The following is a 24,803-nucleotide window of genomic DNA, read 5'->3' as shown; positions in this document are numbered from 1 at the left end:
TGGAGCCTGTCGGGATCGAACCGACGACCTCATGCTTGCAAAGCACGCGCTCTCCCAGCTGAGCTAAGGCCCCATACTCGGAAAGACGAATGCAAAGCAGCGCGATCGTCGAGACGATGTTAACCGGCAACTGCCCGTCTTCGCCAAGTGGCTTCGCCGGGCACGCTTCGCTCCATCAAGAGCGAGGCCGCGCCACGCGTAGCCGCAGGCGAAGCGTGGTGGGCCTGGGAAGACTTGAACTTCCGACCTCACGCTTATCAAGCGCGCGCTCTAACCAACTGAGCTACAAGCCCTAACGCTCGAAGCTCGTCACCACCCGGCCCGCAAAGGCCAAGGCAGCAAACGCGCAGCCCCAGGCAGCGTGTTCGTCCGCGAAGAAAGAGAAACGAAGACGGCGAAATCCCGCCAATGGAACTCAACCCGATCTGGCGATCGTGTTGGTCCCTGATGTTTCTAAAATAGCTCGATAGCTGATCAACCCGAAGGTCGATCGATCCGAAGATCGCGCTGAAGAGCCATCCTTAGAAAGGAGGTGATCCAGCCGCAGGTTCCCCTACGGCTACCTTGTTACGACTTCACCCCAGTCGCTGACCCTACCGTGGTCGGCTGCCTCCATTGCTGGTTAGCGCACCGCCTTCAGGTAAAGCCAACTCCCATGGTGTGACGGGCGGTGTGTACAAGGCCCGGGAACGTATTCACCGTGGCGTGCTGATCCACGATTACTAGCGATTCCAACTTCATGGGCTCGAGTTGCAGAGCCCAATCCGAACTGAGACGGCTTTTTGAGATTTGCGAAGGGTCACCCCTTAGCTTCCCACTGTCACCGCCATTGTAGCACGTGTGTAGCCCAGCCCGTAAGGGCCATGAGGACTTGACGTCATCCCCACCTTCCTCGCGGCTTATCACCGGCAGTCTCCTTAGAGTGCTCAACTAAATGGTAGCAACTAAGGACGGGGGTTGCGCTCGTTGCGGGACTTAACCCAACATCTCACGACACGAGCTGACGACAGCCATGCAGCACCTGTGTTTCGGGCTCCGAAGAGAAGGTCACGTCTCTGCGACCGGTCCCAAACATGTCAAGGGCTGGTAAGGTTCTGCGCGTTGCGTCGAATTAAACCACATGCTCCACCGCTTGTGCGGGCCCCCGTCAATTCCTTTGAGTTTTAATCTTGCGACCGTACTCCCCAGGCGGAATGCTTAAAGCGTTAGCTGCGCCACTGGTGAGTAAACCCACCAACGGCTGGCATTCATCGTTTACGGCGTGGACTACCAGGGTATCTAATCCTGTTTGCTCCCCACGCTTTCGTGCCTCAGCGTCAGTATCGGGCCAGTGAGCCGCCTTCGCCACTGGTGTTCTTGCGAATATCTACGAATTTCACCTCTACACTCGCAGTTCCACTCACCTCTCCCGAACTCAAGATCTTCAGTATCAAAGGCAGTTCTGGAGTTGAGCTCCAGGATTTCACCCCTGACTTAAAGACCCGCCTACGCACCCTTTACGCCCAGTGATTCCGAGCAACGCTAGCCCCCTTCGTATTACCGCGGCTGCTGGCACGAAGTTAGCCGGGGCTTATTCTTGCGGTACCGTCATTATCTTCCCGCACAAAAGAGCTTTACAACCCTAGGGCCTTCATCACTCACGCGGCATGGCTGGATCAGGGTTGCCCCCATTGTCCAATATTCCCCACTGCTGCCTCCCGTAGGAGTTTGGGCCGTGTCTCAGTCCCAATGTGGCTGATCATCCTCTCAGACCAGCTACTGATCGTCGCCTTGGTAGGCCATTACCCTACCAACTAGCTAATCAGACGCGGGCCGATCTTTCGGCGATAAATCTTTCCCCGTAAGGGCTTATCCGGTATTAGCACAAGTTTCCCTGTGTTGTTCCGAACCAAAAGGTACGTTCCCACGCGTTACTCACCCGTCTGCCGCTGACGTATTGCTACGCCCGCTCGACTTGCATGTGTTAAGCCTGCCGCCAGCGTTCGCTCTGAGCCAGGATCAAACTCTCAAGTTGAACTTGAAGCTTTGAACCGGCTGATCACAACGTTTGACGAGGTCCCACCAATCGATCTCCACGCTTCACAGCGCGAAAACCATGGTGTTACCTTTGAAACATTGTCCGCCGAAGTCTTCTCGTCCGATCTCAAATGAAAGCCGAAGCTCCCACCCGAGACCCGCAAGGACTCCGCCGTCCACGTTTCTCTTTCTTCATCTTCACTTGTCAAACAGCCCGCACTTGTTAGTTCGCGAACTACGTCGCAGAGAACTAATTAGTGCAACTTCTCTGGTCTCTTTCGCCGTCGAAGTCTCCGTTGCCGGGGCGCTTCAAATAGCTGATTTTGAGAGACCGTCAAGAGCTTTTCTGAAGAAAAACTCAGGAGCCAGTCGGAAGAAGAAACATCAGAGAAAACAACGTTGGTCCCGAAAGTCGGGGGCCTCAGTCATCAGTGATGTCCGGCTGGCGTGGTGGTGAGATAGTGCGATGCCGCATCCCGTGCAAGAACTTTTTGCGACGGCTGTGAAGAAATGTGGACAGCGTGGTCGCCCCCCGCTCTCCGCCCCCTCACACGCCGTTCTCGTTCCATTTTGAGACGGAACGTGCGCGCAGCGTCAGAAATTGCTCGCGCTTGGTTGCACCAGCGCACGATAGGAGTGCGGCATGCGCATGCAGACGAGATCCTTCCGCCGAACGACGTTGGTCGGATAGACGCTGTCGAGATTGCTGGTGTCGATCTCCGCCGTCGCAATCCCCTCCTCGCCCTCGATGATCGCCTCACGACGCGGAAACGCGAACGTATCCGGACCGAACACGCCGCTCAGCCCGGGATAATCATTCGCGGCGTCGCACACATTCGCGAATGCGAAGTAGGCGTTGTTCTCGCCACCGCGAACGCGGAAGTGATGCCAATGATGCGGATCGGCGCCGGTCGGGATCGGCGCAGGCTGCGCGACCTCCGTTCCCGCATGCGCCGCACTGAAGGTGCCCTTCACCGCTGCAGGACAGACGATCAGGTCACAACCGCGCAACGCCAGCACCCGGCCCGCCTCCGGAAAGGCAGCGTCGTGGCCGATCAGCACACCGATCCGCCCTATCGGCGTATCGACGACGGCCCATGAATCTCCCGCACTGGCCCAGCTGCGCTCGGCGGTTGTGAGATGCGTCTTGCGATAGGTTGCGATTTTACCGTCGGGCGTCACCAGGACGGCTGAGTTATAGATGGTGTTCCCGTCTCGTTCCGCAAGTCCGCAGACCAGTATGATCCCCTGCCTTGCTGCGATCTCGGCGAGCTGGGCCGTGATGCGGCCCGGGATCGGCTCCGCCGCGGCGGCCGGATCGGTCAGCCCTGTTGCCGCAAGCTCCGGAAACACCACCAGTTCGGCAGCATCGGCCTTGGCGGCGGCCGCGAGATCCGCAATCCGCGCCAGATTGGCGGCGACATCCGACGTCGGCGCGAATTGCGCGACGCTGATGCGCGAGCGTTTGCCTGCCGGCCACGGCTGATGGCCGTACAGCCCGAAGAAATCGCGCGGGTTCCAGCTGTAGGTGTTGGTGAGCAACTCCGGATACAGTTCCGGCCGGCGCTGCGCGAACACCGGCTCGCCGAGCACGCGCCGCGCCCTGGCCGCAGCGAGATCGACCTCGGCGAAGGCAACGCCGTCGCCCTTGTCGATCACCGCAGCCAGCGCACCATCGGGCGCGATGACGCAGCTGCCGCCGGAGAACTGCACGGTGCGTTCCAGCCCCCAGCGATTGCTCTCGATCACATAGCAGGAATTCTCGAAGGCCCGGCTGATCCAGTATGGCGCCGGCGTTCGCTCGGCCAGCCAGTTCGAGATGTGGCAGATGATGTCGGCGCCGCCGAGCGCCATCAGCCGCGCGGTCTCGACGAAATGGATGTCCATGCAGATCAGGAGCGCGATGCGGCCGATCGGCGTCTCGAACACCTGGTTGTGCAGGTCGCCAGCCGCCGCCCATTTCGGCTCGGAGATGTAGGGATGGGTCTTGCGGTGCCGGCCGATCACACCATCGGGGCCGATCAGCACCGCGCTGTTGTAGTAGATGTCGTCGTCATCGACCTCGGGCATACCGATCACGACATAGCAGTCGTGCCGCTTGGCGAGCGCCGCGAAGCGGTGCGTGGTCGCGCCCGGCACCTTCTCGACGAACGGCGCCACCTCGGCGCGGTCGTACCAGCAATAGCCGGTCGTGCCCATTTCCGGCGTCACGATCAGCTTGGCGCCGGACGATGCGGCCTGCTCGCACAACGCGAGCAGGCTCTCGATATTGCGCTCCTTCTCGGCCAATGTCGGCTCGAACTGGACGGTAGCGACCTTGTATTGCAACGACATCGCTTGTGACCTCAGACCAGGAACGATTTCTTGATGGAGGCGCCAAGCGTGTATTTCGGATCGACCATGTTGCCGAGCCGGACGCGCCCGGCCTGGGTCAGCAACATGTAGGCGTCGATCTCCTCAAAGCCGTAATCGGCGGCCATCCAGCGGCACAGCTCGCGATAGGCGATGCGCGCTGCATCCTCCATCGGCCGCGCCGAGCCGATGGTCATGATGAAGTCCTTGGTCTCCAATCTCGGCCAGGCGATGTGCCAGCCCTTGATCAGGTCGACCTGCACGGTCGTCACGGTCGGATGCTCGATCGCGACGCCGCACAATTCGCCGTCGCCCTGCGCGGCGTGACAATCGCCGAGATACAGCAGCGCGCCCTTGGTATTGACCGGCAGATAGATGACCGCGCCGGTGCCGACATCCGGCAGGTCCATGTTGCCGCCATAGTAGTCCGGGACCAGCGAGGAGATCGCCTCGATCTCCGGCGAGGTGCCGATGGTGCCGATGAACGGCTCATAGGGCAGCGTGATCTTGTCGTTCCATCTGGTGCCGTTCTCGGCCGTGATTTCGAGCTTTTTCACCCGCTCCGGCAACGCCGGATTGAGCAGCGCGGTGTTGCCGGTCGAGACCAGCCCGCCGAAATCCGGCATCACCACGGTGGTGCCCCGCGGCTGCGGCCCGCGCGGCACGATGCTCTCGATATAGACCGCGAGCGTATCGCCCTTCTCGGCGCCGTTGACGTAGATCGGGCCGTTCTGCGGATTGAGGAACGGGAAGTTCAGGATCTTCGACGGGCTGTCGCTCTCATGCTTGATCGCGCCCTCGAACGCGTCATGGGTCTCGGCGGACACGACGGCACCGGGATCGACGGTCAGCACCGGATCGACATAGGGACCGTAGACATAGTGATACTTGCCCTGATCCTTCTCGGTGATGAAATGGTGCGCGCCGCGCACACCCTTGGCGACGCCCTTGCGGGCCATGATCGACTCCGACTGCCACGCCATGCTCGTTCTCCTTGTGCTCGTTATCAGCGTTTCTTTGCCTCAGACCGCGAGGTGGCGGCGCATCTCGGCGGCGTCGTCGAGTGCCTCGCGCGCGAGGCTTGCGGTGATGCGGCCCTTGTCCATGACGTAAGCGCGCTGCGCCATGGCGCGGATCATGTCGAGGTTCTGCTCGACCAGGATGATGGTGACGCCGGTCTTGCGGTTGAGCTCGACCATGTTGCGGGCGATGTCCTGGACGATGTTCGGCTGGATGCCCTCGGAGGGCTCGTCGAGCAGGATCAGATGCGGATCGGCGATCAGGACACGACCAATCGCGAGCTGCTGCTGCTGGCCGCCGGACATCGTGCCGGCGCGCTGGCTCCAGCGCTCCTGCAGGATCGGGAACGCGTCCACCACACGCCGGCGCCCCTCCTCCGGAATGCCGCCGCCCTTGATCGCCGCTCCGACCGCCATGTTCTCGCCGACCGTCAGCCGCGGAAACACGTCGCGGCCCTGCGGCACATAGCCCATGCCGAGCCGCGCGCGCTTGTGCGCCGGCAATTGCTCGACGGCCTCGCCGCGATAGACGATCGAGCCGCTCATGGCCGGCACCAACCCGATCAGGCTCTTCATCAGGGTCGATTTGCCGACGCCATTGCGGCCGATCACGGCGACGATCTCGCTTTCGCGGACCTCGATCTCGAGGCCCTGCAGCACCGGCTTGCCGCCATAGCCGGCGCGCAGACCCAAAGTGGTGAGGATGACTTCCTTACGCATGCGCCTGCCCCAGATAGATCGCCGCGACGCGCTCGTCGGCCACGATCTCGTCGATCGAGCCCTGCGCGAACACCTGGCCGAGATGCAGCACGGTGACGCGTTGCGCGACCTGGCGCACGAAGGCCATGTCGTGCTCGATCGCGAGCACCGTCATGCCGGCGGCGTTCAGCCGCCGCACCATCTCGCCGGTCATATGAGTCTCTTCCGGCGACATGCCGGCGGTTGGCTCGTCGAGCAGCAGCAGCCGCGGCTTCAACGAAATCGCCATGCCGATCTCCAGCCACTGCTTCTGGCCATGGCTGAGATTGCCGGCGAGCTGCGCCTGCTCGGCTTCGAGATTGAGAAAGGCGAGCAGGCCTTCGATCTCCTTGTCGAGCGCAGCCCCATGCAGCCGGCTCTGCAGCGCGATCTCGAGGTTCTGCCGCACCGACAGGCCCTTGAACACGCCGGGCACCTGGAACTTGACCGAGAGGCCGCGGCGGATTCGGGCGAAGGATTTCAGCGCGGTGATATCCTCGTCGGCGAACCAGATCTGGCCGCTGCCGGGATGGTGCTCGCCGAGGATCAGCCGGAACAGCGTGCTCTTGCCGGCGCCGTTCGGCCCGATCAGGCAGTGGATCTCGCCCTGCTCCAGCACGAGGTTGACCGAATTGGTCACGTGCAGGCCGCCGAAATGCTTGTTGAGGTCGCGCAATTGCAGCAACGCCATCACGCGGTCTCCTGCTTGCGCCGCGCGACCCGCTTCGTGACCCAGGTGATAAGGCCGAGCACGAGGCCGTTGGGCGCGATCAGCACCGTCAGCACCAGGAGCACACCCATGAAAACGAGCGCATATTGGCTGCCATAGATGGTCAGCGCCTGAAAGCCGGAGAGCACCACCAAGGTACCGATGATGGTGGCCGTCAGATCGCTGCGGCCGCCCACGGCGACCCAGATCAGCGGCAGTGAGGCCGCCGTCATGCCCATGCTGGAGGGCGTGATGTACTGGCCCCACACCGTGTAGAGCACGCCGGAGAGGCCGGCGAGCGCCGCTCCGATGACGAAGGTGATCAGCTGATATTTGCGGATATCGTAGCCCAGCATCTCGGCCCGCTCGGGATTTTCCCGGATCGCGACGATGACATTGCCGAACGACGAATTCATCAGGATGCGCAGCGCCAGATAGACCAGCACGAGCATGGCGAGCACGACGTAATACAGCCCGACATCGGCGAACAGCACGATCGGCCCGCCGAACCACGGAATCGTCAGTGGCGGCATCGCGCTCATGCCGTTGAAGCCGTTCAGCCGCGCGGCGCCGATGCGCCATTCCGGGCCGGCGGTCTGGGCCATGAAGCGTTCGAGCATCAGGGTCACGGCGAGCGTGACGATGCCGAGGAACACGCCGCCGATGCGGCCGAAGAACATGAAATAGCCGAGCAGCGCCGCCACCAATGCGGCCATGCCGATAGCGAGCAGCAGCGCGATCCAGGTGAAGCCGTAGGACGCGCCGAAATTGATGGTGAGGATGCCGTAGCCATAACCGGCGATGCCGAAGAACGCGGTCTGGCCGAATGACAGCGAACCGCCATAGCCCCAGATCAGGCTGAGGCTGAGCGCGATGAACACCCAGACGAAGAAGTAGACGGTGTTGCCGACCGTGTAGCCGTCGCTGAACAGCGGATAGGCCAGCGCGCCGGCGAGCACGAGCGCGAATAGCGCCCAGAAAGCGGGACCGCGGCCGAGCGTCTGCGGGCCTTCGAGACGACGAAACAATCCGAGAAATCCGGTCATCGCGCCGCTCCTCAGGTCCGCTCGCGCAGCACGAAGCCGGAGATGCCCTTCGGCAGCACCCGGACGACGATGATGACGGCGATCAGGAGACCGATCTGGCCGAACAGCTGGCCCTGCCAGGAGGTCATGCCGGATTTCACGATCGCAAGAATGCCGCCGGCCGGCGCGGTGCCGAGGAAGACGTCGGCGCCGCCGATCACCACGGTGACGAACGCCTCCATGATGAAGGTCGCGCCCATGGTCGGCACCAGGGTCATGGTCGGCGCGTAGAGCCCGCCGGCGAGGCCGGCAAGCCCTGCCCCGCAGGCGAAAGTGAGGCTGTAGATCAGCCGGGTATCGACGCCGAGCGCCGCCGCCATATGCGGCACCTGGATGGTGGCGCGCGCGAGCACGCCGAACCGCGTCCAGTTGAACAGCGCATAGAGCGCGCCGAGCACGGCCAGTGCCGCGACGAACAGCACGATGCGGTAGATCGAATAGGAATAGGCACCGACCTGGAAACTGCCGAACGGCGTGCCGACGCCGGCCATGGTCGACCCGACCATGATCAGGGTGCCCTGCGTCGCGATCAGACTGAGGCCCCAGGTGGCGACGATGGTATCGAGCGGACGCTCATAGAGATGGCGGATGACCAGCAGCTCGACCAGCACGCCAACGCAGGCCGAGGCCAAGGTGCCGCAGAGAATGCCGAGCGGCAGCGGCAGGCCGGCATGCACGGTCGCCGCCGTGACATAGGCGCCGCACATGATGAACTCGCCATGGGCGAGATTGATCACGCCCATCATGCCGAAGATGACCGCGAGCCCGCAGGCCGACAGCACCAGGAACGCGAATGCGTCGCCGAACTGGTAGAGCGCAGAGAAAACCAGGGTTGCGATGTCCATGTCTTCGATCAATGTGGGAGCGGAAAGATGTGCGTGACGATCGGGAGCGAGCCGCTCCGGCGTGAGGGGACGCCGGAGCGGCCGCGGCCGCCGGTCAGGGCTTCGGCGGCGGATTCGACGGCGTGTATTGCGCCATCGGATCCTTCTTGGTCAGGTCACAGCCGGCCTCGCCCAGCCAATACGGCTTGATGTCCTCCCAGATCTTCGGGAACGAGATCGAATGGTCGGCGCCGACCTTGGCGAGGTAGATAGTGTGCGACATGTGCTGGCTCTTCGGGTCGATGCAGACCTTGCCTTCCGGCGCGTCCATGCAGACGTCGCCCGTCGCGATCACCTTGCGGATCTCGTCGCGATTGGTCGACTTCGCCCGCTCCACCATCTGCTTGTAGAGATAGACCGCGAGGTAGGAGTTCTCGGCCTCCTGGTTCACATAGGGCTCGCTGGGGAACTTGGCCTTGAACTTGGCGTAGAACTCCTTGCTCTTCGGCGTATCGATCTCCTCGATGTAGTTGGTGGTGACGTACATGTCCTTGAGGCTCGGCGGCTTGAAGCGCTTGTGCTCATAGCCCTGGCCGACATTGACCGACGAGGCCATCGGCAGGTTGACGTTGGCGGAGGCCGCCTGCTCGTAATAGGAGGCCTGCGCGGTGCCGACCAGCAGGGTCACGACGAAGTCGGGCTTGGCTTTCTGGATGTTCTGGATGCTTTGCGAGAACTGCGACACGCCGAGCGGGATGAACTCCTCGCCGGCCATCTCGCCGCCATTCTCCTTGACGATCTTGCGCACCCACTCGGCCGAGATCTGGCCGAAATTATAGTCGGCGGCGAGCGTGTAGACCTTCTTGCCGTAGGTCTGCATCATGTAGGGAATGAGCGTCGAGAACTGCTGCTCGGGAACGGCGCCGGTCACCACCATGTGGCCGTCGCAGACGCCGCCCTCATACTGGTTGTTGTAGAAGGCGAAGCCGTTGAACTGGTCGACGATCGGCCGGTAGGCCTCGCGCGAGGCCGAGGAGAAGCCGGCGAACACGACATCGACCTTGTCCCGCTGCAGCACGCGGCGCATGAACTCCTGGTAGCGCGTGTTGTCCGACTGGGTGTCGTAGGTCACGAGCTCCAGGGGACGGCCCATGATGCCGCCCGACTTGTTGATCTCCTCGGCCGCCAGCTGGATGGCGTGCACCTTGCCGATGGTGGCGGCGGCGAAGTCGCCGGACTGGTCCTCCAGCACGCCGAGCTTGATCGGGTTTTCCGCAGCATAAGCGCCTGACGCGAAGACAAGCGTCCCCGTGAGGGCCGCGGCGCGCAGCCCCCGCAATCCAGATCTGGTCATGTGATGCTCCTACATCGCTTGTTTGTTGACGCCTTGCAGCGTGATGCTGCTCGGGCGTTCCGGCGTATCGGGCGGCCTCGCCCGTCTCTTCAGGAACTCCTCGCAATAGAGCTCCAGACTTTGCCGCGCCCGCATGCTGTCGCGGCGAAGCGCGGAATAGGCGTCGTCGTCGTTGAGACCTGTCTCCTGCATCAGGGTCACGACGGCACGGATCACGGCCCTTCGGCCGCGCCGGCGGCTCTCGAGGTCCTGCAGCTTCTCATACATGTCGGTGCGCAGCAGGAACTGGTTGATGCCGAGGAACAGCGCGGTGTAGACGGCGCCGCCATGCACGGGCTTGCGCAGGAACGAGGTGGCGCCGAGATTGACCAGCGCCTTGAGCCGGCTCGGCGCCTCCACGCCGACCAGCCCGATCACCGGAACGGGCGGCAGTTTCGACGCCGGGTTGACCTCGATGGCGACGGCGCCTTCGAGGTCGCCATCGATGAACAGGATGTCGCGCTCCGGCTGCAAGACGCCGACGTCGAGCTGGGCGCGACCGTCGACGATCTCGGGATAGTCGCAGGCGACGCCGAGCTTGGCGAGGGTCGTCTCCAGCGTGGTCTCCCACCCTGCCCGCCGGGTGATCACCAGCGCGCGGCCACCCTTGAAGTTCTGCAGCAGTCGGAAGGTCATGACTTCACCATTCGGAGCAGCGGAGGACGCATGGATGTCGCGAAGCGCGGCGACGACTGCACGAGATAGGGATCGGGCGCGATCGGCTGCCGCGCTTCCAACAGCAGTTCGAACTGACCGTCGCGAGACGAACGGCCGATCCGCGGCGTCAGCCAGGCATGATAGGTCTGCGGATCGATCCGCACCTCGCCCTGCGGGGCTGGCAGACGCTGATTGGCGACGGCACAGCGCACGAAGCGCGACTCGTCGGTGCCCGCCTGGGCGAGCGTCGCGGCCAGCAGCTTGACCGCGATATAGGACGCCTCGGCATCGGCCGAGACCACCGGACCATCGGGACAGGCGAGCGAATAGGCCCGCAGGAAGGCCGCATTCTCCGGCGAGTTCAGCGAGGAGAAGTACACGCTCGAGGACAGGTGGCCGTCGACCGCCTCGGTCCCGATCTCCTGCAGCTCCGGCTCCGACAGCGTGCAGCTCGCGACCGGGATGTCGTTCGCCTGGTCGATTCCGGCGGCGCGACAGGCTGCGCGGAACGCCCGGAAGAACGCATAGGCGCTGGTGCCGATCAGGTTGTTGAAGACGAAATCCGGACGCTGCTCGAGAATGGCCGCGATCACTTGGTCGAACTCGGTGTCGCCGACCGAGAGATAGCGCTCGGCCAGCACGCTGCCGCCGCGGGCGCTGAGCGCCTCGCGGAAGATGCGGTTGTTCTCCCAGGCCCAGATGTAGTTGGAGCCGACGCAGAAGGCGCGCTTGCCGACGCGTGAGGCCAGATAGTCGACCAGCGGCAGCACGTGCTGGTTCGGCGCCGCGCCGGTATAGATGACGTTGTCGGAGCTCTCGAAGCCTTCGTAATGCGACGGGTACCAGAGCAGCCCGTCGAACTTCTCGAAGCAGGGAATGACCTCCTTGCGACTCGAGGAGGTGTAGCAGCCGACCACCTGGCGGATGCCGGAGCCGAGGAGGTCGCGCGCCAGCGCGCGATACTGCGCGAGATCACCGGCCGGATTGACCACCACGGGCTCGAGCGCGATCGGGCCGTCGCCGGCGTTGATCTCGGCGAGCGCGAGCTGCGCCCCGTTCAGCATCGAGCGCGCGACGACGCTGTACGATCCCGTCGTCGAGAACATCACCCCGATGCGATACGTCGTCCGTGTCATCCCGCATCCCAAAACAAAAAAACGCCCGCCGGCCGTGAAGCCGAGGGCGCCCTCGCCACCAACCAAACACGCTTCAAACAGCGCGGCGTTGGAAATGGTTTGATCGTGTTGCGTCTACGGGCCGCTGTGCCCAACGCGTGGACAGTACGGTCCCTTAGAACGCATATCCTGTCAAGCGCGTTATTGCAGCGATGCGTGCACCAATTCAGGCTCGCATGCAGCAAATCTATGCAGGTGCGACACTCTTACCTCGCGACGCGTCCTCATCACGCTGCGCGCGGCGGGTTCAGCGCGACCGCGGCGGATTGCTGCGCGCCGGGGCGGTCAGGAAGCGATCGAGCTCGGCAATCGCTTCCGCTTCGCGCGCCCGTCGCAGCTGGCGGGCCTGCTCGATTCCCGGCGGAAGGCGCTTGGCCTGGTCACGCGCCTCCCGCGCCGTCTGCAACAGGCGCTCACCCAGCGACATCGTCTGCTTGACGCGCCGTCTTCGTTTTTTATGAGTCTCGACGTCCATGCTATGATGACCCGGCTTCGATCCTGACGCAGATACAACCCTAGATGATCAACCGGGACCTGCAGCTACATAAGTGAATCCGAAATCCACGGCGTGCTTTGAACCGATGCGATGCAGCGGGCCTGGCCTCCGGCGGGCTCTGCAGCCCCACATTAGCGCCGGGGGAGCGGTCGCTTCGTATCAAATGATGCGGACCAGCCGCGCGCGCCGGTGGCGAAGGAACCAATCGCCAGCCGCCCGGTTCAAGCCGCAGTGAAAGGGGGTCTCATGAAGCACAAGCAATTCGCCGCCCTGCCCTTTCGTATCGAGGCTGCAGAACTCAGCATCCTGCTGATCACCACGCGCCGGAAGCGGCGCTGGTCGGTGCCGAAGGGATCGCCGATGCTGCGCAAGCGTGCGCATCGGGTGGCGGCGATCGAGGCCTATGAAGAGGCCGGGCTGCGCGGCAAGATCGGCCGCCAGGCGCTCGGTCGCTTCAGGCACAATAAGCGCAAGGGCAAGCGCAAGATCGCGTGCGAGGTCAAGCTCTATCCGCTGAAGGTGACGAAGCAGCACGGGCGCTTTCCCGAGCGCGGCCAGCGCAAGCTGGTCTGGCTGCCGGCCTCGGAAGCTGCGCGCCGCGTCCACCATCCCGAGCTGCGGCGACTGATCCAGGGCTTCTCCCGGCTGAAGCAGCAGCGCAAGCGGCGTTGATCGGTGTGAACCAACCGCGTCGACGCCGAGCCATTGCAGATAGTCGCTGCGCGACTTGATCCCCGGAAGGTCGTACCGGCCATCATTGTCGCTGTCCGGCAACGGGATCAGCGCGATCTCGTCGATCACGGCGTTTCGCGACCGAAATCTATCGGGCTGTTTCGTCTCCACCGACATCGTGGAATTGGCGATCTTCGGAAAGAGGAGTCGGCTCGCGCCGCATGGGAGCACGCGACAGACAACCAATCCTCTTGATCGTTTGAAGGTTCCAAAACGCCAGGCCGCCGCACGCGCTCAGCGCTCGGCAAACTTGATGGTCGACACCGGCCAGCGGCCGTCATGGCCGCTGATGGTGATGCGCAGACCATGCAGCTCGTCGAGATAGACGCGCTCCACGGTTCCTGCCTTGCCGTCGCTCAATGCCACGCACTTCCCGATCAGCTCCGTCTGAGCATGCTCGAACTCGCACAAAATGGTGAAGGCTCGCGTCTTGACGGCAACCATGAGGAACGATGTGAGGGCTGATGGGACGCCGCAACGCTGCGGAGGGAGACCGGCGCTGGCCGGTAGATCGGGACTCCGGCACGCCGGGTCAACGGCCCATCAAGCGATCGTGCACGCGACCCAGGCGGCATGCACGATCCAGTCAGCGGCATTCGAAATTGGCCGCATCCTCCAGGCTGCCGCTGCCCTTGTAGGCCAGCACCTTCGGAAACGCGCAGAGATCGCGCGTGCGGCCCGGCCACGGCACGTCCGGCGCACGCCGCGCGGTGGCGCGGATCGCCTCCGGCGCTGCGGCGGTGCCCTCCACCCATTGGTCGAGCGCGGCCAGCAGGTCGAACTGATCGGTCGCAGGTCCGCCGCCACAATGGTTCATGCCGGGAACCAGGAACAGCCGCGCGAAGCCGTCGGCATCGGCATATCTTGTCTTGAGCTGGCCGACATAGTCGACCGTGTCGAACGCCGAGAAGATCGGATCGGCTGTGCCATGATAGAACAGCATCTTGCCGCCCCTGGATTTGAAGGCGTCGAGATCGGTCGAAATCGCCGCCTCATATTCCATGCCGGCGTCGAAGCCGCCGGCGCCCTTCATCACCTTCCGCGTATCGCGGTCGATATCGAAATTGCGCACCCAGGCGACGAGATCCTCCGGCGTCTCCGGCGGGCTCATGAAATCATAGGGCACGCCGCCGGCGATCAGCGTCAGATTGCGCGCATTCGGCGGGCTGGACTTGGGCGTGCCGAGCTTCCAGGCGCGCCAGCCCGGCGCGGCGAGGCCGGGATCATAGGGCCAGCGTGCATAGATCAACCCGCCCATCGCATTGCGGCTGCCGTCGAACATCAACTTGATGGCCTTCAGCTTCGGCGCAGACAGGCATTGCGCGCTCTCGCCCTCCTTGCAGGCCAGCACGGCCGGATCGAAGCGGCACGCCATGACGTCCTGCACCATGCCATCCTTGGCGCCGTCGGCACCGTCGCACGCCGCGATCACGCCGTCGGCCACCAGCTTCAGATCGTCGTCGGTCAGCGCGCTGCCGACATCGGCCTTGCCGTCAGGGCCGGGCGGCGCGATCGCCAGCAGCGCCTGCTCCTGCGCGATCACGTCGATGCCGGCGAGCGGCACGCGATAGGCCGGGGCCCCGGCGATCACGCCGTCGAACAGTCTCGGAAAGCGCTGCGTCACCGCCATCGCCTGGCGGCCGCCATTGGAACATCCCGCGAAATAGGAGCGACGCGGCGCGGTGCCGTAAAGCTTCTCGGTCGCGGCCTTGGCGGCTTCGGCCACCGGCGGAATCGAGCTGTAGCCCTTGTCGCGCCGCGCCTGCGGATCGAGCCCAAACAGATACGGCCCGAGCGGCCCCGGCTCCTCTAAATGCCCGGAATCGGTGGAAGCTACGGCATAGCCGTTGGACAGCCCGTTCGGCGGTGTCGCACCGGTGACGAGGCCGAGTGCGGGCCGCAACACGCCGTCGACGCCGCCACCGCCCTGGAAGACGAACTTGCCATTCCACGTCGCGGGCAATCGCAGTTCGTAACCGATCGCGTAGGGCTTCCCGTCGATGCCGGTGCGCTCATTGATCTTGCCGCGGATCAGGCAGTGATCCGGCGCGGGACTGGTGACGCCCGCGGGCGCCGGCGGCGCCAGCTGCACACCACCGGCGGCGACGAACTCCGCCGTGACGACACGGCCACTGCCCGAGAAGCCCTGCCCCAGCGCGGCGCAGCTCGCCTTGAAATCATCGGCGTGGGCCGATGCCACGGCCGACGACCCCAACGCGACCGCAGCCAGCGCCATCATCCGGATCTGCATCAATCTCGTCCTCCCGACTGTCCGGGGCCGATGGCCCGTCGCGTGCCGTCATTGCGTCGCGGCACGCTTGATCGCATCTGGACCATAGCCAAGCCTGCGCGCGGCTCGCAAGCGGCCCTGCGCATGCGCGCGATTGAAAACGCCAGCCCAAGCGTGCCATCTGTCTTCACGATACGATCGAGGGACCATCATGGCTGCGGACATCCGGTTGAATGCGTTTGCGATGAACTGCGTCGGGCACCAGTCGCCCGGCCTGTGGCGGCATCCGCGTGACCGCTCCTCTGACTATAACCGCCTGCCCTATTGGATCGACCTTGCCAGGACCCTGGAGCGCGGCCGCTTCGACGGGCTGTTTCTCGCCGACGTGCTCGGCGTCTACGATGTCTATGGCGGCTCGCCGGACGCCGCGCTGCGCCATGCCATCCAGGTGCCGGTCAACGATCCGATGATGCTGGTCTCGGCGATGGCCGCGGTGACCGAGCATCTCGGCTTCGGCGTCACCTGCACCTTGTCCTATGAGCCGCCCTACCCGTTCGCGCGCCGCATGTCGACGCTCGACCACCTGACGCAGGGCCGCATCGGCTGGAACATCGTCACCGGCTATCTCGACAGCGCCGCGCGCGGCATGGGCAAGGAGCGCCAGACCGCGCATGACGACCGCTACGACATTGCCGACGAGTACATGGAGGTGGTCTACAGACTGTGGGAAGGCAGCTGGGAGGATGACGCCGTCAAGCGCGACCGCTCAAGCGGCGTGTTCACCGATCCCGCAAAAGTCCATCGCGTCATCCATCAGGGCGAGACCTACCAGCTCGACGCCATCCATCTCTGCGAGCCGTCGCCGCAGCGGACGCCGGTGCTGTACCAGGCCGGCACCTCGCCGCGCGGCCGCGTATTCGCCGGCCGCCATGCCGAATGCGTGTTCATGTCCGGCCCCTCGGCCAAGATCATCGCGCCGCGCGTCGCCGCGATCCGCCAGGCGGCGGTCGAGGCCGGCCGCGCCGGCAGCGACATCGTGATCTTCAGCATCGCCACGGTCGTGCTCGGCGAGACCGACGCGGAGGCCGAAGCGAAGTTTGCCGATTATCGCCGCTATATCGACCATGAGGCCTCGCTGACCCTGATGTCGGGCTGGACCGGCGTCGACTTCTCGACCTACGAGCTCGACCAGCAGGTCCGTCACGTCCTCAACGACGCCGGCCGCAGCGCGATGGACAACGTCACCCGCGCCGACCCCGACTGGGTCTGGACCGTGCGCGAGGTGGCCGAGCATATCGGCATCGGCGGCATCGGCCCGGTCTTCGTCGGTGGGCCCGCGAAGGTCGCCGACGCCATCGAGCAATGGGTCGAGCAGACCGGTGTCGACGGCCTGAACCTCGCCTTTGCGCTGTCGCCGGAGAGCTTTGCCGATGTCGCCGACATGCTGGTGCCCGAGCTGACCCGGCGCGGCCGCTACAAGAAAGAATACCAGCCGGGCACGTTGCGCGAAAAGATGTTCGGCGCCGGCCGCGCCCGCCTCGCCGCGCCGCATCCCGCGGCCAGCTATCGGCCGTGATTTGCAGGGCTACCGAGATCATGATCGCGGGCTCCCGCCGCAATTGATCTGACAATGAGGTTACTGGTCATGCCCGGGCTCGTCCCGGGCACCCACGCCGTGCCACCCACGCCGACGTGGCTGGCCGGGCCTTCGCCGCGCCGAAGCGGCTTCGGCCGCGCAGGCGGGTCAAGCCCGGCCATGACATAGAAACTGATCGGGCCTCACGTCGCTCTTGCGCGCGGAGGCCGCCCCCGCCTGCTCAGCCGGTCCTACTTCTCGCGCAGGCCCTTCTGGATCGGCGTCATGCCCGGCGAGCCCTGCTCATCGGCCTGCTGCAGGGCAAGGAATTCGCCGAGCCGCTTGCGCGCGGGCGAGCCGAGCGCGCGCGCGACCTCGGAGATCAGGAGCTCGGTGAGCACGAACCCGCCCGCCATCGAATCGAACGGCTCCAGCCCCTTGGTGCTGCTGGTCAGCAGCGTCGTCGCGTGCGAGGCCAGCGGCGACAGGAACTGGTCGGTGACCAGGATCAGATGCGCGCGGCGCTTGGCCGCCTCCAGGCCCCAATCGAGCGTGCTCTGCTGGTAGTGCCGGAAATCGAACAGCACCACGACCGTCCTGGGCTTGAGGTCGACGAGCGCCGAGATGCGCTCGGTGCCGTCGGAAGCGATGTGGGTGACGTCCTTGCGCAGCATCGAGAGATAGGTCGCCAGCTGCGTCGCCAGGATCGCGCTGATGCGGCCGCCCATCACCACGACCGGCCGCGCGACATCGGCGAGCGCTGATACCGCGGCCTTCAGCTCCTTCACGTCGAGATGCGAGAAGGTCGAGCGGATGCAGTCGACATAGGCCGCCTGCGCCCGCGCGGCCGGCGTCTCGGCGGCAGGCTGGCGCTTGGAATCCGGATAGGCATCGACCGGCGAGAAGATACGCTGGTGGATCTCGGCGCGCAGCGTCTCGTGAAACGCGCCATAGCCGTCGAAGCCGAGCTTCGACACCAGCCGCAGCACCGTCGGCGCACTGACCTCTGCGGCGGTCGCGAGCTGCACGATCGGCACCAGACCACCGGTCGGGTAGTTCTCCAGGATGACCTTGGCGACCGCGAGCTCGGCCGGCGCCAGATGGTTGCGCACGACGCGAATCCGCTCGGCCACCGTGCCCTCGTTCGGGAGCGGCGCGCTCACGACGAACGGTCCTGCGATCGGAGGGGCATGGCGATGGTCATCACCACGCAGCTAGCATGAATCGCTCCGCCGCAAAAGTGAGCTGCCTCAGAGCAGGAACGTCATGTTGTGCTGGCTTCTGGCGGCATCGAGCAGCGCCACCAGCTTGCGGTCGATCTTGAGCCGGCCGTCCTCCTCGCGCAGCACGTGCCCCATCCAGCCGGTCAGGGTCTGCACGACATGACCGGCGCGCATCTCGTGGACGATGAATTGCGAGCGGATCTTGACCTCGCCGTCCGCGGCCGTGGCGATGCGCACGAAGCCGGCACTCAGATGGCTGGTGTAGGATGGCGGCAGCTGCGACGACGCCACGCCGGTGCGCAGCCAGACGATGCGATCGCCCATCCGCCGGCGGTCGTCGAAGGCGATCGTCACCTGGCGCTGCGGATCGCCCCTGACGGCGTCGGGCATGTCGCCAGCCGCGGGCACCCAGTACAGGCATTGCCGGGTGTAGAGCTGATACCAGCGTTCAAAGGCGCGGCGGTCGAGCAGCCAGTGCTCATGCAGGATCAGCGCCTCGTAGCGCTGCCGCTCGGCCTCGGTGAGCGGCGTGCCGATCGCCTGCCATTCGTCGAGATCGCCGCGCAGCCGAGCATAATAGGCATCGTCAACATAGGTCGATTCCAGGCTGTCGCGCAGAATGTCCTTGAGCGTGAAACCATCATCCAAGGCGATATTCATTCCGGGATCGAGCGGGGTCATGCGGCGGCCAATCGTGTCGTTGACGTCATCAGGCGCTTCCACTCGCGCCAGAATGCGCGCAGCGGCAGATCGTCGGTCACCGGTCCCGTCAGCATGCCCTTCGGGCCGATATATTCCTTGCCGGTGCCGAGATGGCGGTTGGTCAGCACCCATTCCATTTCGGGGATCGACAGGCCGGCCTGGCACTCCTCGAAATTGGCGAGATCGTCGGGCTCGCCAAAGCTCGGAAAATCCTCCTGCAGCCGCATCCGCAGCGCATTGACCTCGTCGGGCAGATCCGGCGCCTCGAGCGCCGTCGCGTACCAGGTCAGATGCGTCAGATCGACCCTCTGCGGCTCGATCACCTGGATCTGGTTGCCGATGATCAAAAGGTTCGGGAAGATGTTGAGGTTCATGCCCGAGCCCATCACGACGTCGAGCGCGGTATCCGCTTTGGCGCCGAGCTTGGCGCGGATCGCCTGCTCGTAACGGGTCTCGCCGGGCATCGGCGCGGCCTGCTCCCAATAGCGTTTGATCTCGGCGCGCTGGTCGATGAAGGTGTGGCCGTTGCCGACATCGGCCACCGTCTGCAGGCCGTGATCGACATTGCCGATCGTCCACTGCATGTCGACGCCGGCGCCGTAGCGGTCCTTGCGCATGCGCAGCAGCGACATGTGTGAGAAGCCCGGATGATAGCCGTCGGCGGAATTGTCGTAGACCAGCTTCCAATTGCCGAGGCAGATCATGCGATGCGTGCCACGCTGCAATTTCAAGGTCGCGCCGGGCCAGCGGTCGAGCCATTCGTCGATCAGCTGCGCGGCCGGGCCGAGATGCGTGACGAGGTCCGGCATCTCCGCGTTCAACGTCGCAAAGATGAAGCCGCGATAGCTCGCGACCCGCGCCTTGCCGAGGCCGAGCGCCGCCTTGTCGAAGCCGGGGCCGTAGCCTTCCTCGATCGGCACGCCGACCAGCGCGCCGGCGCTGTCGAACGACCAGTTGTGATAGGGACAGGTGAAGCGCCGCGCCGTGCCCTCGTCCTGGCGGCACACGGTGGCGCCACGATGGGTGCAGCGGTTGAGCAGCACGTGCAGCGCGCCGTCGCGGTCGCGGCTGACGATCACCGGCCGCAGGCCGAGCTTGCGACGGACGAAGCTGTGCGGCGCCGGCAGCTCGCTCTCATGGGCGAGAAAGGTCCAGGTGCCGCCGAACACGCGGTTCATCTCGTCGGCGAAGATCGCCTCGTCGGTGTAGAGCGAGCGGTGGACGCGATGCTCCTGCACCAGCGCGTCGAGCGGCAATTCAGGTGGATGGCTCATGCAATCTCCTCGAAGCCGGCAGGACGCAGGCGGTTGGCGCTTGCGTCCTGCGCCACGGTCAGTAGCGCGTGAAATATTCGCGATGCTCCCAGGCGGTGACGTCGTCCGGCGTCGCCTGCCAGTCCGGCTCGGCGGCAAGGAAGCGGTTCACCTCGCTCTGCTTCATGCCGAGCAGCCAGTCGACGAAGACGTCGCCGAGCTGGGCGCGGAAATAGCTGCTGCCCTTGAGTGCTTCGAGCGCCTCCATGAGGTTGGTCGGCAGCAGCGGACGATGCGTCGCGGTATAGGGGCTGGTCTCCAGCGGACCGGGATCGAGCTTGCGGCGCAGGCCGTCGAGGCCGGCCAGCGCCTGCGAGGCGATGTAGAGATACGGGTTGGCGCCGGGCTCGCCGATGCGGTTCTCGATATGCGCCGACGGCTCGCCGGGCATGCCCTGCACCCGGATCATCGCGGCGCGATTGTCGTAGCCCCAGGTGGCGCGGTCCGGCGCCAGCGAGTTCGGCTTGCGGCGGCGATAGCCGTTGACGGTCGGCGTCGTGAACACCGAGGCGGCGGCGGCATGTTCGAGCAGGCCGCCGACAAAGCGGCGGCCAACCTCGGACAGCAGCTCGCCCGAGCCGGGCTCGGAGACGAAGGCGTTGCGGCCGTCGGCAGTCGCGAGGCTCTGATGCAGGTGCCAGCCGCTGGCCACGTAGTTCGGCAGGCCGGGCCGCGTCATGAAGGTGGCATGCAGGCCCATGCGGGTCGCGACCTGCTTCACCATCGATCGGAACAGCGACATCGTGTCGGCGGTCTTCAGCCCGGTCTGAACGTCGAAGGTGAATTCGAGCTGGCCCGGCCCCATCTCGTTCTCCATCGTGCGCAGCGGCAGGTTCAGCGCCACGCAATGATCGGCGAGCGTGCAGATGAAGTCGTCCATGCGGTCGAGATTGTCCTCGACCTGGTAAGAGAAGCCGCGCGCCGCGGCTTCCACCACCGGCGGTGTTGGCGGCAGGCCGAGCGTGCCCATGTCCTCAGGCGCGAGCTTGGGATCGATCACCTTGGTGACGTAGAACTCGATCTCGAGGCCCGTGATGAAGGTGTATTTCTCCCGCGCGAGCTCGGCGAGCGCGGCCTTCAATTTGTGGCGCGCATCGAACGGCACCGGACGGCCGTCGCGGAAATAGAGATCGCCGAGCACCCAGCCGGTGCCGGGCGACCAGGGCAGCACGCGGAACGTGGTAGGATCGGGCACCAGGATGACGTTGGCGAAGCCGGCCATCTCGGCCATGCCGAAGCCGCCACCATCGACGAACGGATTGTAGGCGATGCCCTCGGCGGAATCGAAGCCGTATTGCGCGTTGGTGAACTCGATGCCGTTCTTCAGCGCAGCATGGAATGGACCAGGCATCAGCGTCTTGCTGCGCAGCTTGCCTTGGGGATCGGCGACCGAGACGCGGATGCAGCGCAACCCCGTCTCCTTGACCGCAGCGAGTGCCTCGCCTGCGGCCGCCTTCTGCTCATCGCTCCAGAGGCCATGCGCCTCGATGAAACCGCTACTCACGTTGGCTCCTCCTCGCATGAACGCGCCGCGTCGCGGGCATTCGCTTGATGGTCACCGGCGCAGAAAATCTGTTTCATTACGTCAAAACTTGAAAGCGTAAAATTTATTACATATGCCGAAATAATGAGCCGCATCCTGCCCGCGCGCGAGCCAGCGCCCCGGCGATCAGCTCGCTGCGCCTTATGGCCTCATGAGTGGGATGAACGCCTTCGGATCAGGCGCAGATCAGGCGCCGAGCCGCTGCAGCAGCTGCGTCACCGCCGCCGCGATCGGCTTGATGATCGGCACCTCGAATTGCGGCTGCAGCCGGTCGGCGGCCTGCGCCAGCGGCCCGCCGCCGATGATCACGGCCGCGGCGCCATCCTCCGTGATGCAGGCGCGCGCCGCCGCCGCGAGCGCAGGCTCCAGTTGTTCGGGGTCAGCCGCGAGGGCCGCCGGATCGCCCGTGGTCAGCCGCGTCCCCGTAAACTGCGCCGCCAGCCCAAGCTGCCCGGCCAGCGCCGCGATGCTCGCGACCAGTGCCGGCGTCACCGTGGCAATCCCGAAGCGCCGCCCATCGCGCGCCGCCTCGCGCATCGAGGCTTCGCCGATCCCGACCACCGGTCGCGGCCAGAAGCTGCGGATCTCGGCGGCGCCGGGATCACCGAACGCGGCGACAATGATGCCGTCGCAGCCATCACCCTGCGCCCGCGCGATCTCGACCACCTCGTCGGCGGATGCGGCCAGCGCCGCGCCGTCGACGATCATGGTCGGCGCCCGCATCGCGGTCGCGCCGACGATCTCGGCCCGCCCGTGACAACATGCGGCGGCGATCGCCACCATCATCGCCGTGGTCGCGGCCGAACTGTTCGGATTGATCAGCAGGATGCGCGGCAGGGGCGAAGTCATCGGGTGCGTGCCGCCGTGCTCAGCTGTCATGGCGCGCGGCCGGCCTGACGCCGAGATCCTTGAAGATCTCCGTCAGCTCATCGACCTCGCCGTCAGCCTGCCGCGGCTGGATGCGGCGCTCGATGTCATCGAGATGATGCGTCATGGCGGCGACCGCCGCGGCCTTGTCACGCGCCAACACCAGCTCGCCGATGTCGGGGTGCGAATCCGGCGAGCAGTCGGGCGCGCCGGGCTGCTCGAACGTCGCGATCGCCAGGGAGGTGCGCAGGATCAGCTCGCGCGCCATGTCGAGCAGCACATGGTTGCCGGCGAGCTGCGCGATCAGGATGTGGAATTCCGCCGTCAGCGACAGTGAGGCCCAACGATCGCTGCGGTCATCGGCCGCCTCGCGCGCCATATGCGCCTTCAGCAGCACCTTGCCGGGCTTGTCGAGCCGGTCGATGGCGGCTGCCACCGTCGCCGCCTCGATGACGCGGCGGGCGGCGAACATCTCGCGCGCCTCCTCCCAGGTCGGCCGGTAGACGAAGGCGCCGCGGTTCGGAAACTGCACGACGATCTTGCGCGAGGCGAGATGCGCCAGCGCCTGGCGGATGTGGATGCGCGTGGTGCCAAGCGCGCGCGCCAGCCGGTCCTCGCCGAGCTTGGTCCCCGGCTTCAGCCGCTTCTGGCTGATCGCCGTGAGAATGCCCTGCACGACCGGATCGTCATCCATCCGCCGCGGATCGACCGGCTCGGACTCCGGCCGCGGCGCCGGCCGGCGCCGGACCTTGCTCCGGGCCGGGGTCTTCTGCGCAACGCGATCGGCTTTGCCGCGAGTCTTGATCATGTCGTCCCTTTTAGCCGAAGCCCGCAAGATTGAAAGCAGCCACATTGCCGCTTCTTTCACCAGACACCGCCCATTTCGTCGACAATATCGAACAAAAATTGGCGCCAATTTTAGGCGCCAAATTTTTTTCAACGTCTTTACAATTGCTTGCGTCAGCAACAATACTGGCACGGCGCTTGCTGACCTCTGGCGCGACGGAGAGCCATGCATGTTGAGCAGCGCGACGACGAGAGTAGCGGAGACCCGGACGGAGGCGCGCGGCTGCGCGTTGATGCTGCAGGGCGTCGGCCACAGCTTCGGCGCCACGGTCGCGCTCGAAAGCATCGATCTGGCGGTGGCGCGCGGCGAGTTGATCGCCCTGCTCGGCCCCTCCGGCTGCGGCAAGACCACGCTGCTGCAGATCATCGCCGGCTTCCTGCAGCCGAGCCGTGGCGCCGTCAGCTTCGACGGCGTGCGCATCGACCGCACGCCCGCCAATCGCCGCCGCATCGGCATGGTGTTCCAGAACTACGCGCTATTCCCCCACCTCACCGTCGCCGAGAACGTCGCCTACGGCCTGCGCGCGCGAAAGTCGCCCGGCGCCATGGTCAAGCAGCGCGTCGCCGAGATGCTGGCGCGGGTGCAGATGACGTCGTTCGGCGATCGCTTCCCGCGCCAGCTCTCCGGCGGCCAGCAGCAGCGCGTCGCCCTGGCGCGCGCGCTCGCCATCGATCCCGTGCTGGTGCTGCTCGACGAGCCGTTTTCCGCGCTCGACAAGAACCTGCGGCTCGACATGCAGATCGAGATCAAGAGCCTGCTCAAGAGCTGCGGCGTCACGTCGATCATGGTCACCCATGATCAGGAGGAGGCGCTGTCGATGGCCGACCGCATCGTCGTGCTCAACAAGGGGCGGATCGAGCAGATCGACACGCCCGATGCGCTCTACGACGCGCCTGCGAGCCTGTTCGTCAACGGCTTCATCGGCCACGCCAATTTCCTGAAGGGACGGACATCGGCGCAGCCCGGCACGATCGCGCTCGATGCCGGCTGCGCGCTCGCTCTGTCCGGCACCGAACCGCCGCCTGCGCACCGCGACGTCATGGTCTCGATCCGGCCCGAGAACCTGGCCCTGGTGTCGGACGCGCAGCCGCGCTCGATCGCCGTGACGATCCGCGTGGTGATGCCGCTCGGGGCTTTCAGCGTGATCGACTGCGTCACCGCCTCGGGCGAAGCCATCAAGGTCAGCCAGTCCCGCGCCGCCTGGTCGGGCCGGCCGGGCGACGCCGCATGGCTCGTGATTCAGGACATCAGCAAGGTCCACGTCTTCGAGGCCACGACGGCCTCGCCATCCATCGCAAGAGCATGA

The 24,803-nt window shown here is 65.2% G+C and carries 21 protein-coding genes, 2 tRNA genes and 1 rRNA gene (1 of these 24 only partly in view); 3 read left to right on the top strand and 21 right to left on the bottom strand.

Annotated elements, in window-relative coordinates:
- From BBTA_RS15015 to BBTA_RS14955, 13 genes are all read right to left on the bottom strand, one after another.
- A tRNA-Ala gene (locus BBTA_RS15015) sits at positions 1-73 on the bottom strand (it extends 3 nt beyond the left edge of the window).
- 143 nt (positions 74-216) lie between these two features.
- Positions 217-293, bottom strand: a tRNA-Ile gene (locus BBTA_RS15010).
- A 232-nt stretch (positions 294-525) separates the two neighbouring features.
- A 16S ribosomal RNA gene (locus tag BBTA_RS15005) occupies positions 526-2,014 on the bottom strand.
- Positions 2,015-2,610: 596 nt separating this feature from the next.
- Positions 2,611-4,350 carry a nitrilase-related carbon-nitrogen hydrolase gene (locus BBTA_RS15000; protein WP_012043338.1) on the bottom strand — a complete coding sequence of 580 codons (1,740 nt, stop codon included), beginning with the start codon at positions 4,348-4,350 and terminating at the stop codon, positions 2,611-2,613.
- 11 nt (positions 4,351-4,361) lie between these two features.
- Positions 4,362-5,351, bottom strand: coding sequence for an acetamidase/formamidase family protein (locus BBTA_RS14995; RefSeq protein ID WP_012043337.1), 990 nt, complete (start codon positions 5,349-5,351; stop codon positions 4,362-4,364).
- Positions 5,352-5,390: 39 nt separating this feature from the next.
- Positions 5,391-6,107: an ABC transporter ATP-binding protein gene (locus tag BBTA_RS14990; protein ID WP_012043336.1), complete on the bottom strand. Its 717-nt coding sequence runs from the start codon at positions 6,105-6,107 to the stop codon at positions 5,391-5,393.
- Positions 6,100-6,816: an ABC transporter ATP-binding protein gene (locus BBTA_RS14985; RefSeq protein ID WP_012043335.1), complete on the bottom strand. Its 717-nt coding sequence runs from the start codon at positions 6,814-6,816 to the stop codon at positions 6,100-6,102. The genes BBTA_RS14990 and BBTA_RS14985 overlap by 8 nt, the downstream gene beginning before the upstream one ends.
- Positions 6,816-7,880 (bottom strand): branched-chain amino acid ABC transporter permease, encoded by a 1,065-nt coding sequence (locus BBTA_RS14980; RefSeq protein WP_012043334.1) that lies wholly within the window; start codon positions 7,878-7,880, stop codon positions 6,816-6,818. The genes BBTA_RS14985 and BBTA_RS14980 overlap by 1 nt, the downstream gene beginning before the upstream one ends.
- A gap of 11 nt (positions 7,881-7,891) precedes the next feature.
- Positions 7,892-8,764 carry a branched-chain amino acid ABC transporter permease gene (locus BBTA_RS14975; RefSeq protein ID WP_012043333.1) on the bottom strand — a complete coding sequence of 291 codons (873 nt, stop codon included), beginning with the start codon at positions 8,762-8,764 and terminating at the stop codon, positions 7,892-7,894.
- A 94-nt stretch (positions 8,765-8,858) separates the two neighbouring features.
- A complete protein-coding gene (locus BBTA_RS14970; RefSeq protein WP_012043332.1) occupies positions 8,859-10,097 on the bottom strand; it encodes an urea ABC transporter substrate-binding protein in 1,239 nt (412 codons plus the stop codon).
- A 9-nt stretch (positions 10,098-10,106) separates the two neighbouring features.
- Positions 10,107-10,772 carry an ANTAR domain-containing response regulator gene (locus BBTA_RS14965; RefSeq protein WP_012043331.1) on the bottom strand — a complete coding sequence of 222 codons (666 nt, stop codon included), beginning with the start codon at positions 10,770-10,772 and terminating at the stop codon, positions 10,107-10,109.
- A complete protein-coding gene (locus BBTA_RS14960) occupies positions 10,769-11,929 on the bottom strand; it encodes a transporter substrate-binding domain-containing protein (protein WP_012043330.1) in 1,161 nt (386 codons plus the stop codon). Before BBTA_RS14960 ends, BBTA_RS14965 begins: the two co-directional genes overlap by 4 nt.
- A 286-nt stretch (positions 11,930-12,215) precedes the next feature.
- Positions 12,216-12,443, bottom strand: coding sequence for a hypothetical protein (locus tag BBTA_RS14955; RefSeq protein ID WP_012043329.1), 228 nt, complete (start codon positions 12,441-12,443; stop codon positions 12,216-12,218).
- Positions 12,444-12,710: 267 nt separating this feature from the next.
- Between BBTA_RS14955 and BBTA_RS14950 the strand changes: the two genes are divergently transcribed.
- The gene (locus BBTA_RS14950) at positions 12,711-13,136 is read left to right on the top strand and encodes an NUDIX hydrolase (RefSeq protein ID WP_012043328.1); all 426 of its coding nucleotides are present in this window, start codon (positions 12,711-12,713) and stop codon (positions 13,134-13,136) included.
- Between the two features lie 294 nt (positions 13,137-13,430).
- Here BBTA_RS14950 and BBTA_RS14945 read toward each other — a convergent pair whose 3' ends face one another.
- Positions 13,431-13,640, bottom strand: coding sequence for a hypothetical protein (locus tag BBTA_RS14945; protein WP_012043327.1), 210 nt, complete (start codon positions 13,638-13,640; stop codon positions 13,431-13,433).
- Positions 13,641-13,782: 142 nt separating this feature from the next.
- Positions 13,783-15,447 (bottom strand): tannase/feruloyl esterase family alpha/beta hydrolase, encoded by a 1,665-nt coding sequence (locus BBTA_RS14940; protein WP_012043326.1) that lies wholly within the window; start codon positions 15,445-15,447, stop codon positions 13,783-13,785.
- 190 nt (positions 15,448-15,637) lie between these two features.
- On the opposite strand from BBTA_RS14940, the gene BBTA_RS14935 reads away from it, so the two are divergent.
- Positions 15,638-17,002, top strand: a complete 1,365-nt coding sequence (locus BBTA_RS14935; protein WP_012043325.1) for an LLM class flavin-dependent oxidoreductase — start codon at positions 15,638-15,640, stop codon at positions 17,000-17,002.
- 251 nt (positions 17,003-17,253) lie between these two features.
- Here the strand turns inward: BBTA_RS14935 and BBTA_RS14930 are convergent, their stop codons facing one another.
- The 6 genes from BBTA_RS14930 to BBTA_RS14905 form a co-directional block, all read right to left on the bottom strand.
- Entirely contained in the window at positions 17,254-18,165 is a 912-nt protein-coding gene (locus BBTA_RS14930) for a MurR/RpiR family transcriptional regulator (protein ID WP_012043324.1), read from the bottom strand.
- Positions 18,166-18,252: 87 nt separating this feature from the next.
- Complete coding sequence (locus BBTA_RS14925) at positions 18,253-18,885, bottom strand: aromatic-ring-hydroxylating dioxygenase subunit beta (RefSeq protein WP_201767759.1); 633 nt, start codon at positions 18,883-18,885, stop codon at positions 18,253-18,255.
- Between the two features lie 17 nt (positions 18,886-18,902).
- Entirely contained in the window at positions 18,903-20,201 is a 1,299-nt protein-coding gene (locus BBTA_RS14920; RefSeq protein WP_012043322.1) for a Rieske 2Fe-2S domain-containing protein, read from the bottom strand.
- Between the two features lie 58 nt (positions 20,202-20,259).
- Positions 20,260-21,762, bottom strand: a complete 1,503-nt coding sequence (locus BBTA_RS14915) for a glutamine synthetase family protein (RefSeq protein WP_012043321.1) — start codon at positions 21,760-21,762, stop codon at positions 20,260-20,262.
- Between the two features lie 207 nt (positions 21,763-21,969).
- Positions 21,970-22,632, bottom strand: coding sequence for an aspartate/glutamate racemase family protein (locus tag BBTA_RS14910; protein WP_041750650.1), 663 nt, complete (start codon positions 22,630-22,632; stop codon positions 21,970-21,972).
- Between the two features lie 19 nt (positions 22,633-22,651).
- The gene (locus BBTA_RS14905; protein ID WP_012043319.1) at positions 22,652-23,458 is read right to left on the bottom strand and encodes a GntR family transcriptional regulator; all 807 of its coding nucleotides are present in this window, start codon (positions 23,456-23,458) and stop codon (positions 22,652-22,654) included.
- 208 nt (positions 23,459-23,666) lie between these two features.
- On the opposite strand from BBTA_RS14905, the gene BBTA_RS14900 reads away from it, so the two are divergent.
- Complete coding sequence (locus BBTA_RS14900) at positions 23,667-24,803, top strand: ABC transporter ATP-binding protein (RefSeq protein ID WP_012043318.1); 1,137 nt, start codon at positions 23,667-23,669, stop codon at positions 24,801-24,803.

The sequence above is a fragment of the Bradyrhizobium sp. BTAi1 genome (genome assembly GCF_000015165.1).
In the GTDB taxonomy this organism is placed as follows: domain Bacteria; phylum Pseudomonadota; class Alphaproteobacteria; order Rhizobiales; family Xanthobacteraceae; genus Bradyrhizobium; species Bradyrhizobium denitrificans.
This window is presented reverse-complemented; position numbering and strand designations above follow the sequence as displayed.

Coding starts and splice junctions, on each gene's coding strand:
- BBTA_RS15000 (WP_012043338.1), bottom strand. CDS start 4,350: ATGTCGTTGCAATACAAGGTCGCTACCGTCCAGTTCGAGCCGACATTG.
- BBTA_RS14995 (WP_012043337.1), bottom strand. CDS start 5,351: ATGGCGTGGCAGTCGGAGTCGATCATGGCCCGCAAGGGCGTCGCCAAG.
- BBTA_RS14990 (WP_012043336.1), bottom strand. CDS start 6,107: ATGCGTAAGGAAGTCATCCTCACCACTTTGGGTCTGCGCGCCGGCTAT.
- BBTA_RS14985 (WP_012043335.1), bottom strand. CDS start 6,816: ATGGCGTTGCTGCAATTGCGCGACCTCAACAAGCATTTCGGCGGCCTG.
- BBTA_RS14980 (WP_012043334.1), bottom strand. CDS start 7,880: ATGACCGGATTTCTCGGATTGTTTCGTCGTCTCGAAGGCCCGCAGACG.
- BBTA_RS14975 (WP_012043333.1), bottom strand. CDS start 8,764: ATGGACATCGCAACCCTGGTTTTCTCTGCGCTCTACCAGTTCGGCGAC.
- BBTA_RS14970 (WP_012043332.1), bottom strand. CDS start 10,097: ATGACCAGATCTGGATTGCGGGGGCTGCGCGCCGCGGCCCTCACGGGG.
- BBTA_RS14965 (WP_012043331.1), bottom strand. CDS start 10,772: ATGACCTTCCGACTGCTGCAGAACTTCAAGGGTGGCCGCGCGCTGGTG.
- BBTA_RS14960 (WP_012043330.1), bottom strand. CDS start 11,929: ATGACACGGACGACGTATCGCATCGGGGTGATGTTCTCGACGACGGGA.
- BBTA_RS14955 (WP_012043329.1), bottom strand. CDS start 12,443: ATGGACGTCGAGACTCATAAAAAACGAAGACGGCGCGTCAAGCAGACG.
- BBTA_RS14950 (WP_012043328.1), top strand. CDS start 12,711: ATGAAGCACAAGCAATTCGCCGCCCTGCCCTTTCGTATCGAGGCTGCA.
- BBTA_RS14945 (WP_012043327.1), bottom strand. CDS start 13,640: ATGGTTGCCGTCAAGACGCGAGCCTTCACCATTTTGTGCGAGTTCGAG.
- BBTA_RS14940 (WP_012043326.1), bottom strand. CDS start 15,447: ATGCAGATCCGGATGATGGCGCTGGCTGCGGTCGCGTTGGGGTCGTCG.
- BBTA_RS14935 (WP_012043325.1), top strand. CDS start 15,638: ATGGCTGCGGACATCCGGTTGAATGCGTTTGCGATGAACTGCGTCGGG.
- BBTA_RS14925 (WP_201767759.1), bottom strand. CDS start 18,885: ATGAATATCGCCTTGGATGATGGTTTCACGCTCAAGGACATTCTGCGC.
- BBTA_RS14920 (WP_012043322.1), bottom strand. CDS start 20,201: ATGAGCCATCCACCTGAATTGCCGCTCGACGCGCTGGTGCAGGAGCAT.
- BBTA_RS14915 (WP_012043321.1), bottom strand. CDS start 21,762: ATGCGAGGAGGAGCCAACGTGAGTAGCGGTTTCATCGAGGCGCATGGC.
- BBTA_RS14910 (WP_041750650.1), bottom strand. CDS start 22,632: ATGACTTCGCCCCTGCCGCGCATCCTGCTGATCAATCCGAACAGTTCG.
- BBTA_RS14905 (WP_012043319.1), bottom strand. CDS start 23,458: ATGATCAAGACTCGCGGCAAAGCCGATCGCGTTGCGCAGAAGACCCCG.
- BBTA_RS14900 (WP_012043318.1), top strand. CDS start 23,667: ATGTTGAGCAGCGCGACGACGAGAGTAGCGGAGACCCGGACGGAGGCG.